10 protein-coding genes are annotated in these 10,888 nt (G+C 31.0%); all 10 read left to right on the forward strand.

Annotated elements, in window-relative coordinates; all coding sequences use genetic code 11:
• Window positions 1-139 precede the first annotated feature (139 nt).
• The 10 genes from P278_RS04715 to P278_RS04770 all read left to right on the forward strand — a co-directional run bounded on the left by P278_RS04715 (window position 140) and on the right by P278_RS04770 (window position 10,845).
• Window positions 140-1,207 (forward strand): hypothetical protein, encoded by a 1,068-nt coding sequence (locus P278_RS04715; RefSeq protein WP_038263162.1) that lies wholly within the window; start codon window positions 140-142, stop codon window positions 1,205-1,207.
• Window positions 1,200-2,195 (forward strand): grasp-with-spasm system ATP-grasp peptide maturase, encoded by a 996-nt coding sequence (gwsG, locus tag P278_RS04720; RefSeq protein WP_051413409.1) that lies wholly within the window; start codon window positions 1,200-1,202, stop codon window positions 2,193-2,195. Before P278_RS04715 ends, gwsG begins: the two co-directional genes overlap by 8 nt.
• A gap of 191 nt (window positions 2,196-2,386) precedes the next feature.
• Complete coding sequence (gene gwsS / locus P278_RS04730) at window positions 2,387-3,502, forward strand: grasp-with-spasm system SPASM domain peptide maturase (protein WP_161808339.1); 1,116 nt, start codon at window positions 2,387-2,389, stop codon at window positions 3,500-3,502.
• Between the two features lie 234 nt (window positions 3,503-3,736).
• Window positions 3,737-3,958, forward strand: a complete 222-nt coding sequence (locus tag P278_RS04735; protein WP_038263173.1) for a hypothetical protein — start codon at window positions 3,737-3,739, stop codon at window positions 3,956-3,958.
• A 56-nt stretch (window positions 3,959-4,014) separates the two neighbouring features.
• Window positions 4,015-4,233, forward strand: coding sequence for a hypothetical protein (locus tag P278_RS04740; protein ID WP_038263176.1), 219 nt, complete (start codon window positions 4,015-4,017; stop codon window positions 4,231-4,233).
• Window positions 4,234-4,370: 137 nt separating this feature from the next.
• Window positions 4,371-6,572: a peptidase domain-containing ABC transporter gene (locus P278_RS04745; RefSeq protein ID WP_038263179.1), complete on the forward strand. Its 2,202-nt coding sequence runs from the start codon at window positions 4,371-4,373 to the stop codon at window positions 6,570-6,572.
• Window position 6,573: 1 nt separating this feature from the next.
• Entirely contained in the window at window positions 6,574-7,878 is a 1,305-nt protein-coding gene (locus P278_RS04750; protein ID WP_038263183.1) for an HlyD family secretion protein, read from the forward strand.
• Entirely contained in the window at window positions 7,875-8,774 is a 900-nt protein-coding gene (locus P278_RS04755) for a hypothetical protein (RefSeq protein WP_038263186.1), read from the forward strand. Before P278_RS04750 ends, P278_RS04755 begins: the two co-directional genes overlap by 4 nt.
• A 136-nt stretch (window positions 8,775-8,910) precedes the next feature.
• Window positions 8,911-9,624: a galactosyltransferase-related protein gene (locus P278_RS04760; RefSeq protein WP_038263189.1), complete on the forward strand. Its 714-nt coding sequence runs from the start codon at window positions 8,911-8,913 to the stop codon at window positions 9,622-9,624.
• 40 nt (window positions 9,625-9,664) lie between these two features.
• Window positions 9,665-10,845, forward strand: a protein-coding gene (locus tag P278_RS04770; RefSeq protein ID WP_152973888.1) for an IS3 family transposase whose coding sequence is annotated in 2 segments (ribosomal slippage) — window positions 9,665-9,920 and window positions 9,920-10,845 — 1,182 coding nt in all. Because the reading frame shifts where the segments join, the coding sequence is not laid out codon by codon here.
• The last annotated feature ends 43 nt before the right edge of the window (window positions 10,846-10,888 follow it).

Below are 10,888 nucleotides of genomic sequence, written 5' to 3' on the forward strand. Positions count from 1 at the left end.
AGCAACATAAAATTAAAGCCTAAAGAAACATATGTCCTTTAGGCTTAAGACAAAAATATTCTTTCGCGAAGATTAGACACAAATCTTGGGTGTCTCTAATTGTCCGAGATAAAGATAACTTAAAATAATTGAATTTAAAATGACTCAAGTCTTACAGATACTAAGCAAAATCAACAAAAAATTAATGTTTTTGGTGCTCGGTGTACTCTTGGTTGTGGCTATGTCAAGTTACAACTTAAGTCCAACGAGCACAAAGAAAAAATCAATAGACTATATAGCCTATATGCGAACAATAAATAAAGCTGAGAGCTATATATTAAAAGAGCAATTTGATAGTGCCTTGGTTATGTATAAATTGGCCTTCAAAAATGTAGACAAACCTTTGGCGGGACATTCTTTTACTGCTATGCAAACAAGCGCATATTTAGATGAAATTGATGTATTTGAAGATTTTGTAATTGAAACTTTTAAATGTGGTTTAACCGTAAAGGATATTACGAATGACTCTTTGTTGAATAATTATATCAGTGATAAAAAGCTTTACGAGGTGATACAAAAAAAGTATAAAAGATACAGTAAAGTCTTTAAAAATAAGGTCGATAAAATATTAAAAGATTCTTTGTATAAGCTTAGTAAATTAGATCAAAAGTGGAAAATATATTATATCGATTCTCTATCAAAAATAGATCCCAATAATTCTAAAAAATATAACATTACTTATGATAGTATTGTTAGTGATATAGTTGAAAATAAACTTATTCCATTAATAAAGCAATATGGGTATCCCGGTGAACGGAATATAGGTCCTGCTAAAAATGGAAGACAAGCATATAGGTATTCTTTTGGACAGGAAACAGCGAAAATTATTTTGTGGCATTATTACCGCTTGCCTAAAACATGTTCATACAATGATATATTTTTCAATGAAGTTAAAAAGGGAAATATGCCCCCAGACCAGTATGCTTCTATCATGGATTTTCAGGCAAGACACGGTACAGACCATTCATGCAATTCTGAAATTTATAATGAAAAAACTGTTACCAGAGATACATCTTTATTTAGTCAAATAAACAGTCGAAGGAAAAAGTTAGGTCTGGAATCTTTAGAAGAAAAGAAATCAAAGTACAGGAGAGGGCAAGGAATCTGTAGAAAAATTAGGAAAGAAAAAAAGTATAATTATATTAAACTATTTTACTGGTGTGGATAAAATTAATGTTTTAGTAGTATCGGAGGAAGGAGATAATACTACAGATACGGTGTTAAAATGGATAAAATATTATGGTGGTAATTTTTTAAGATTAAATAATACCAGCAAATTATATTTAGACCATGTTCATTTAGGTAATGAAGGGGAGGATGTTACGTTTTATTATGAGGAAAAAGCGTATAGGTTATCTGACTTTACGGCTTATTGGTATAGAAGAGGTCGCCTAAATTTCACCTATCCTAAAACTCCGGAATTTCAGAACCAAAAACTGCAAAAAGAAGTGAGTAATAGTTTAGATAGAGAATATACCTATATAAATAATTATATATATAATTATTTTGAAAAGAAAAAAGATATACCAACAATTGGGAGTATTTATGATAATCAAACCAATAAGGTCACAAACCTCTTAAAAGCACGTAACGTAGGGTTGAAAATTCCTGAAACTATTATAACCTCATCCAAAGAGCATCTTTTAGAGTTTAAAAATAAAACCCAAAAAGTTTTAATTAAACCAATTTACCAGGCAGGATTTTTGTATGAAGATGAAAACACCAAAACTTCTGGGCTCTCTGTTCTGTTAGGAGAGAATGAGATAAATGGCTTGCCAGATAAATTTATGCCTACTTTGGTACAAGGATATGTTGAAAAACTATATGAGTTAAGAATATTTTACCTTAATGGGCAGTGCTTTTCTTCTGTTATTTTTTCACAATGGGATGAACAAACGAAGGTTGATTTTAGAAATTACAACTGGGAAAAACCAAATAGAACCCCTCCATATCTATTACCAAAAAATATCAGCGCTAAAATTAAAACCTTAATGGATGAATTGGATATGAATTCGGGTTCTATAGATATAATTGTAACACCTGATAATGAGTATGTATTTTTGGAAGTTAACCCGGTAGGATTGTTTTGGCAGGTAAGCTATCCTTGTAACTATTACTTAGAAAAGAGAATTGCCGAATATTTATGTAATAAGTGAAAATATGGAAAAAGATTTGAATGAATTTTTTGAAAATAAATTGGAAAACTTGCCTTTATACATGAGATACATCCAATTTAAAGAAAAAAACGATAACAGAATAGAAGTAATTCATGTTGAAAAGCATAATACTACAAAATATAAGGTACGTCCTTTTTATAGGCCACTACAACCTCTAAAACTTTAGAATGATGGAGAATAAGAATTTTTTAAAAAAAATATCTAATATCAAATATATCAAAGGGTATAATAGGGGAATCATTTTAGACTTTATGCGAAATGATTTCGTTTATGTTCCTAATTCTTTAATTGATTTTGTTGATCAATTTAATAATAGCCACATCAAACAAAAAGTTTATGAACAATATGAAAGTTATATTTCTTTTTTGCTCCAAAAGGAATTTATCTTTTTTTGTAGTAAAGATGAAATCGATTTGTTACCGGAAACATCAGATGATTGGGATTATCCATCATTGATCTCAAACGGATTCATCGAGATTACGAATGAGACAACTAATAATGTTAAAAAAGAGGTTTCATATTTAGAAGGGGTAGGTTGTGATCATTTTGTGTTTTATTCTTTTGAAGAAGTTGATTCAGATATTGTAGAAAATATCATGAAGTTGCTCGAAGGAGAATTAATATCATCAATTAATTTCTTTTTACAATATAAATCCTCCAATAGTAAATTTTTAGTTGAGCTAGCTGATAAATATTCAAATATTCAGAACATTATTTTATTTGGTGCTAATGAAAATATTTTTCTTAAAAAAGGTAAATATCGCATGGGGTATGTGGTCAAATCGACTAGTAATCTAGATTTCGATTATGGCGAAATAGATTTTTCACTATTTAATATTAACATTACACATTTTACCGAATCGTTAAACCATAATGTATATTTTAACAGGAAGTGTACCATTGAAAAAGATGGTACAATAAAAAATGCACCAAACCTGAGAGAATCTTTTGGGAACATCAATTACGTTGAAAACATTGATGATTTTAGAAACATTATAGGATCAAAAGATTTTCAGAAATATTGGTATTCATGTAAGGATCAATGCGAAATATGTAAAGTATGTGAATATAGAAATATGTGCACAGATAATAGAATACCATCTCAAAAATTAGACGGAACATGGTTTTATGGATCTGAATGTAATTACAATCCATATATCAGTAAATGGAGAGGTGAAGAAGGTTTTGTTTCCGTGTTTGATTTAGGTGTTTTAGATCAAAATCTTGACTTTGTAGAAAATACAGGTTTAATAGAGTCTATAAATCATAAGCTGTGGGAAGATTAATTAAGGTTATTATAAAATTTAGATGTTTCTAGAATTTCTGAACTAAACTTGAAATACACTTAATTCATTTAATGAACCTCAAAAGAGTTATGGTCCCTAAAATGATAGACTCTTTAAAATGATGAATAAAAATTGAACTTATTCTTAATAATATTCTTTCGCGAAGAATAGACACAATCCTGAGTGTCTTTAAACGTTCAGGGATTTTTAAATTATTTTTATAATCTTTTTAAAATGAAAAAAGTAAACAATCTAAACAGTAGCTTGTTTAGAAAATTTGAAAAGGAACAAGTAAGCAACCTAAGTTCTATAATGGGTGGTTATGTGGATCCTCCTACAGAGCAAAAAGATGATGTGTCTTCTTCAACTGCCGATTGTACCGAGCCTAATTGTGATTCATCAGATTGGAATGAGGATTCTGATGATAGTAGTGACAGTTCAAGAGAAGCAGATTAAAAACTATGTAAGAGGATACTGCATACATAGTGTCCTCTTATTCTAAATGAAATATGATGAAAAAAAGAAATAATTTAAATAGTACGCTATTTAAAAAATTTGAAAGGGAACAGGTGAGTAACTTAAGTTCTATTATTGGTGGATATGAGCCTCCTACAGACCAGTCAAGTGATGTGTCTAATGGTGGAGCTGATATTACCATGGGAGGTTCAGATGTTACTACATGGGAAATAGACTCCACTACTATGAATGATAGTTCACGTGAATTAGATTAAATATTTTGTGGAGAATAAGTAAAAGGCGAAACATTTCGCCTTTTACTATATAACCTGAGGTTTTATTGCATTACCAAAAAAGACTAAATTTTTCAATATTTTTTTTAAATGGTGAATGATTAAAAAACTGATTTAATTTGACAAAAAGTTTTCCTTATTATAAACAACCTGATAGTAAAGATTGTGGGCCAACATGCTTACGTATTATTGCCAAGCACTATGGGAAACTTATATCTTTACAAGAAGTACGTGAACTATCTGAAACAACAAGAGTAGGGAGTAACCTATTAAAATTGAGTGAAGCAGCAGAAGCCATAGGTTTTAAATCTTTAGGCGTTAAAATTGAATATAATAAATTAAAAGAAGCACCCTTACCTTTAATTATTCACTGGAATAAAAGACATTTTGTTGTTGTTTACAAAATATATAAAGATGAAATATTTATCTCTGATCCGGCCTATGGCTTAATTTCATATTCAAAAGAAGAATTTATTTCGCGGTGGATTGGAAACAATGCAACAGAGAAAACCAAGGAAGGTATAGCTTTACTTTTAGAGGTAACCCCTAAATTCAAAAGCCTTAAATGGGAGGATACCGATAAGAAGTCACTTAAATTTCTTTTTAAGTATATTTTTAAGTATAAAAAGTTGATAATTCAACTTTGTGTAGGCCTGCTGGTTGGAAGTATATTACAACTATTATTTCCATTTTTAACACAGAGTATTGTTGATATTGGTATACAAAATCAGGATATCAATTTCATTTACGTAATACTAGTTGCTCAAATCATGCTGTTTATTGGTAGGTCAAGTGTAGATGTTTTTAGAAGTTGGATCTTGTTGCATTTAAGCACCCGGATAAACATATCATTGGTGTCTGACTTTTTCATCAAATTAATGAACTTACCAATTTCTTATTTTGATACTAGAATGACCGGAGATATATTACAACGTATCAATGATCATAACCGGATTGAAAGATTGCTAACAGGTTCAACTTTAAGTACACTTTTTTCTCTTTTTAATCTTTTTGTTTTTGGAGCTGTATTAATTTATTACAGTCCTTCCATTTTCATGATATTTATGGGAGGTAGTGTTTTGTATGTATTATGGATTCTCTATTTCCTTAAGAAACGAAAAGAGATCGATTATAAACGATTTTCACAATTAAGTCAGGAGCAGAGTACCGTTATTGAGCTCATTAATGGAATGCAGGAGATAAAGATGAACAATGCGGAGAAACAAATGCGTTGGAAATGGGAATTTGCGCAAGCCAGGTTATTTAAGGTCTCAGTAGAAAGTCTTGGTCTTGAACAAACACAGGGTGTTGGTTCTTCTTTTATTAACGAGTTAAAAAATATAATTATCACTTTTACCTCGGCAGTATTGGTCATTCAAGGAGATATAACTTTAGGTATGATGCTTTCCATTCAATATATCATAGGCCAGTTAAATGGACCTATTTATCAATTGGTAGGATTTATAAGATCGTATCAGGATGCTAAAATAAGTATGGAACGATTGGCTGAAATACATGATAAGGATGACGAAGAAACGAGAGAAAAGCAATATATAACCAAAATAGATTTAAACGAAAATATAGAAATTAATGAGATCTCTTTTCGGTATATAGGGAGCGAGGAGTTTGTATTACACAATTTAAGCTTGTTGGTTCCATCAAATAAAATCACTGCTATTGTAGGCGCAAGCGGTAGTGGTAAAACTACCTTAATGAAACTTTTATTAAAGTTTTATGAACCCCAAAAGGGATATATAAACCATGGGGGACATAATTTGAATTCGATATCACATAAGGTATGGAGAGACAATTGTGGTGTTGTAATGCAGGAAGGCTATATTTTTAATGATACCATAGCATATAATATTGCTGTAGGAGAAGATGTTATCGATCAGTCAAGACTTATTGAGGCATGTAAAACAGCGAATATTTATGATTTTATTCAAAACCTTCCTCTTGGTTTCAATACGAAAATCGGAAATGAAGGTGTAGGTATTAGTACTGGACAGAAACAACGAATTTTTATCGCAAGGGCAGTTTATAAAAACCCAGGTATTTTGTTTTTTGATGAGGCGACTTCAGCATTGGATGCAAAAAATGAAAGGATCATTATGGAGAACTTAAATACATTTTTTGAAAACAGGACGGTTGTGATTATAGCCCATAGATTAAGTACTGTAAAAAATGCAGATCAAATTGTCGTTATAGATGAAGGAAATATTGTAGAAACGGGAACACATGAGCAACTTTTATTTAATAAAGGAAATTATTATCATCTTGTGAAGAATCAGTTGGAATTAGAAAAAGTAAGCGCCAATTAAAATGTCCGATACTATTAAGGAAGAAAAAATACAGCTTAGGTCAGAAGAAGTTCAAGAAATATTGACAACTCCTCCGTCCTGGATTGTTAGATGGGGTATTACCATTATATTTGTTCTAACAATAATTATTCTTTTTTTATCATTTCTGATTAAATATCCTGATTTTGTTAGTGCTAAAGTGTTGGTGACAACCAAGCAAGCTACAGAAAAAGTTGTAGCCAGATCGACTGGTCAACTTGAAAAATTGATGGTAAACAATAAGGAGCAAGTTAAAGCGGGACAAGTATTAGCAGTAATTGAAAATACTGCTCATTATTCAGATGTCAGTTATTTGAAGTCAGTCATTGATACTATAAGAATCGATCTAAGAAACTTTAATTTCCCCATTGAATCTATGACGAAATTGGTGCTGGGAGAAATAGAACCTGCCTATATAGATTTTGAGAAGCATTATATAAATTTTAAACTTTTAAAAGATTTAAGGCCTTATGATAATGACCTGACTGGTAATAGAGCTTCATTAAAGGAGGTTACTACTCGGTTAAATAGCCAGATTGATCAAAGAGAACTTCTTGAGAAAGAAGTAATACTAAAAGAGGCGGAAGTTAAACGCTATAGGCAATTACATTCCAAAGGTGTAATCTCCCAGCAGGAATATGAATCTAAAGAAGCAGAGTTTTTACAAATTCAGAAAAGTGTCAATAATATGACCATCTCAATTTCACAAATGAGAGAAGCCATATCCAACGCAAACCAAACACTTAAAAGCACCTTTATAAATAAGAATGAAGACGATACAAAATTATTGAAAAACCTATTACAATCATACAATTCATTGAAAAGAGCTATAACCGACTGGGAATATAAATATGTGCTTTCGGCTTCTATAGAAGGGAATGTTAGCTTTCAAAATTTTTGGGGTGTCAACCAATATATTAAATCAGGGGAAAATATCTTTACAATACTTCCTAAGAACAGAGACGACCTTATTGGTAAGCTTACGATTCCATCGCAAAATTCAGGTAAGGTGAAGCTTGACCAGAAGGTGTTTGTCAAACTTGATAATTATCCTTATCAGCAATATGGTTTGTTAATAGGAAAGGTTAAGAATATTTCTGTTTCTCCGGATGAAAATAGCAACTATATTGTTTTTATTTCATTACCAAATGGGGTTATGACTTCCTACCAAAAACAGATTGAATTTAATCAGGAGCTTATTGGAAATGCGGAGATTATAACGGAAGATTTAAGTGTGGCTGAAAGGATATTTTTTAAATTAAAGGACATATTTAAATACGATCAATGATACATAACGCAACACAAATATTGCTGTTGAATTCGGAACCTATCATTAGTAATTCCAAAAATGGAAATTTAACCTTCCTAAATTATCTGTTCTGTTATGCTAAGAAATACAATAAGCCGCAGTATGCCAATTATGCTTTTGAAACTTTAGAGTTTATATTGGTGGAGGAGTTGTCTGTCTCATCTCCAGTAGATCACTTAGGGGTTATTAATATTGGTTATTGTATAATGGATTTTATGGATAACGGATTTTTTGAGTCAGATGATATCGATGAAATACTTTCTATTATAGATCACTATGCAATATCTGAAACAGAAAGGCTTTCTAGAACAAATTTTATTGATTCCTACATTCCGGATCTAGCTCTTTTAGGTTTTTATTACCTGTCCCGGTTAAAATACGCTAATAATAATGAGGTTCATTTAAGACTTAAAGAGCACTTACAAATTGTTTTCTTTGAATTATACAATGCATCTGAACGCCTAATGGAGGTAAATAAGTATGTAAGGATTTTATGTTTCGAATTATTTGAAAAAACAACGTTGCATCCATATGTAGGTCATTTTTCTAAAAAATGCCATAAAGTATTGATCTCAGATCCAAGATCCCTGACTTATACTTATAAAAATTTGCTTATTGATCTGGAAATTATACAAGAGAATGAAAAATTAAGTTCAGAGGAATTACTTGTAGAAATTGAAGGTCTAATTCCACAAAGAATTAATTCGATTTATTCAGGCAAGGGAAATGATGTAAAAAGTAAATTAATAGAATTAGTACTATTGAGTAATATGTTACTAATAAAGGAGAAGGATGGTAAGATAATTTATGTATTAAATATGATTAATGAACTATTACGGAATCAGTCTAATGAAGTTCTTTTAGGAGCAATATAATAGTAAGGCTAACTCTTGAAATAAGGTCCCTTAATGTCAGGTATTCAATTTTATGCCTTAATCGAAGGTGAGGTTATTAAACTATCAATATTAGTCTTTGAGTTTGTTATCTAGTGTTAATCAACAATAAATATTTATGAAACTATTTAATCTTTATAATGTTACTTTTCTTTTTTATGTTCAGATAGATTCTCAAGATAGAAAGGATAATTTAAAACTTGTTTTAAATCATCTAACAAGATATTTTGAAACGAATATAATTATTATTGAAGCCAGTTCGAATAGGTATTTATCAGATGAATTTGTAATGAGTTATGAAGTTGATTATCAATTTATAAAGGATGTTGGTGAAGTGTTTCACACCACTAAATATAGAAACCTTTTACTAAAACAGTGCAAATCACCATATTTTTTTATTTGCGATGCAGATATTCTTGTTAATCCAATGGGAATAATTGATTGCTTACAACATATGAGTCAATCTAAAAATCCAATATTAGTTTATCCATATAATGGACATTTTTTTGACGTTCCTTTAGAGTTCAGAAAAAAATATGAAACTAAAGAAAACTTTACAGATTTAGAAAATAGTGAATCTTCATTTAAATTATGGTTTAAATATTCTCTTGGAGGTATTTTTGGAGGTAGAATCGTGGATTTTCCAGATAAATCTTTAGAAAACGAAAATATTTATGGTTGGGGGCCTGATGATAAAGAGCGCTATTATCGCCTGAGAAATGCCGGTTTTGATGTTTATAGGGCTAACTATCCTTTATATCATTTATTCCATTCTCGAAATGCAAATAGTAAGCCACCAAATTTTGGACTTCCTATATTAGACTGGACATAAAGATGAGAGAATATGTTAGTTAGTTTGAATCTTAGCACTTATGAGAAGAAAATCTAAACATTACACCTTAGAATTTAAACAAAAAGCAGTCGAGTTAAGTTATGCCAAAGGCAATGTAAAACAAGTATGCGAGGATCTGGATATATTTCCATCAGTACTTTACCGTTGGCGTAGGGAGTTAAAAGATTACGGTAAAAACAGTTTTCCAGGTCGGGGTAACCCTAAAATGACAGATCAAGAAAAAGAGATAGCTCGATTAAAAAAGGCATTAAAAGATGCCGAAATGGAACGTGACATCTTAAAAAAGGCCATCAGCATCTTCTCCTCGAGCGACAAGAAAAATTCAGGTTTATAAAGCAGCACCTTATGAGATTTCCTGTCGAGATGATGTGTCAAATATTAAAGGTAAGTAAAAGCGGCTATTACCATTGGTTGCAATCAGGACCAAGTAAATTATGGTTGGAAAATCAAAAGTTAACCACGCTTATTAAATCTATATTTAAAGATAGTTTTCAGAGCTATGGTTCACCCAGAATAAAAACAGAACTGGAGACATTAGGCTATAAAATATCAAAGCCCAGAGTAGCTCGTATTATGAGTGCTAATTACTTGTTTGCAAAACGGAAACGTAAGTTTAAAGCAACCACAGATAGTAAACATAATTACCCAATAGCGCCTAATTTATTAAACCAATGCTTTGGAGTAAGCAGACAAAATCAAGTTTGGGTAAGTGATATTACCTATATCAAAACCAAACAAGGTTGGCTATACCTAACTGTCATTATTGATTTGTTTAACCGTAAAGTTGTTGGGTGGGCACTAAGCGACAATCTAAGCGCAGAGGATACTATTATGAAAGCTTGGCATATGGCCATAAAGAAAACAGCTTTAACCCAGCCTTTAATATTTCATTCCGACCGAGGCATACAATATGCCAGCCATAAGTTTACCTCTTTAATTAAAAGTTACAATGGCTTAGTAAATCAATCTATGAGTCGTAAAGGTAATTGCTGGGATAATGCTGTTGCAGAATCGTTCTTTAAGTCATTAAAAGTAGAATGGGTTTATAGGCACAATTATAAGTTAAGATCTGAAGCTGAGTTATCGATCTTTGGATGGATAGAAACCTGGTACAATAATAGAAGAAGACATTCCTTTTTAGGGAATAAAACTATAAGAGAATTTGAATTAGACATGTATAACCTTAATCTAGCAGCTTAGTCATTCAACTAATTGTCCAGTTTTTTGTTGCAAGTCCAGATTT

Source organism: Zhouia amylolytica AD3 (genome assembly GCF_000511935.2).
In the GTDB taxonomy this organism is placed as follows: Bacteria; Bacteroidota; Bacteroidia; order Flavobacteriales; family Flavobacteriaceae; genus Zhouia; species Zhouia amylolytica.